This window comes from Candidatus Pseudoscillospira sp. SGI.172, assembly GCF_050313575.1.
Taxonomy (GTDB): Bacteria; Bacillota; Clostridia; order Oscillospirales; family Oscillospiraceae; genus Vermiculatibacterium.
Window position 1 is genome coordinate 1 of sequence record NZ_JBNPLQ010000079.1, and the last position, 1,212, is coordinate 1,212.

Annotated in this window: 1 protein-coding gene; it reads left to right on the forward strand. The window is 51.7% G+C overall.

Features of this window, described 5'->3' with window-relative positions; genetic code table 11:
- Positions 1 to 293: 293 nt before the first annotated feature.
- Positions 294 to 1,151, forward strand: coding sequence for an IS3 family transposase (locus ACQRD3_RS13530; protein ID WP_427781741.1), 858 nt, complete (start codon positions 294 to 296; stop codon positions 1,149 to 1,151).
- Positions 1,152 to 1,212 lie beyond the last annotated feature (61 nt).

The window sequence follows — 1,212 nt, forward strand, 5'->3', positions numbered from 1 at the left end:
AAAGCTACATTAGGGGGTCTTGCTATGTCCGGAAAAAAAGGGATGAAAAAGTATCCGGTAGGGATACGAGAAGAAGTGGTGTCACGAATCCGCGGAGGAGAAAGCCAGCGTGCTTTATGTCGGGAGTATGGGATCAGCCGGTGGGCTATTCAGTGCTGGCTAAAGTAGCCTGTCCTTCCAAAAGCGCGGGGGCGTAAACCCGCAAAAACACTGGCGGAGTACAAGTATGAGAACAAACGGCTAAAGATGGAAAACGAGCTGTTGCGGGATTTTCTGCGCTCCACAGGAAGGAAGTGAGGCCAAGGGCAAAATACGCAGTAATCTACCGGCACAGAAACGAATATCCGGTAACCGTTATGTGTCGCTTCTTTCAGGTATCCCGCAGCGGATACTATGATTTCGTCCATCGTTTGGGCAGGCCGGAGAAAGACGCGGCCCTTGCAGAAATCATCGCGGAACAGCGAGAGCGCAGCTTTCGTACGTATGGCTACCGCAGAATGTGGCTGGTGCTGAAGAAGCGAGGCATCCACCGTAATCCCAAGACCATCCTGCGTATCATGGAGAAATATGGTTTGCTTGCGGAGATCCGGAGACGCAGAAAATGGCAGCAGATGGGGCAGCAAGTCCGCAAGTACAAGAATCTGCTGAATAGGGAGTTTTATGCGAACAGGCCCAACAGCAAATGGGTGACGGACATCTCCTACATCCACACCAAGCAGGGCGTATTGTACCTGTCCATGATCCGGGACCTTTACGACAACAGCATTGTTGCCTACAAGACCGGCACAAAGCAGACAGTCAACCTGGTGCTGGACACCATTCGCCTGGCCATGCGCAAGGAGAAAAAGAGGGCCGCTGCGGAGTTGCAGCTCCACAGCGACCAGGGGTTCCAGTACACCTCGCAAGCATACTTCGACCTGACTAAATCTTATGGCATTACGCCTTCCATGTCAAGACGCGGAAACTGTTACGACAACGCTATGGCGGAAAATTTCTTTTCCATCCTCAAGACAGAGTGTATCTACCGCCATAAACCGGCCTCATTCTGTGAGGCCAATGAGATGATTGACCGCTATATCAATTTTTACAACCACGAGCGCATCCAGCTAAAAACTGGAGTGGCGCCGCTCACGCTGCGCCACTCCGCTTAAAACTTCATATTTCCCTACATTGAGGCCTTTTTGTGCTGTCCGCACAATTTGGGGCGGTTCA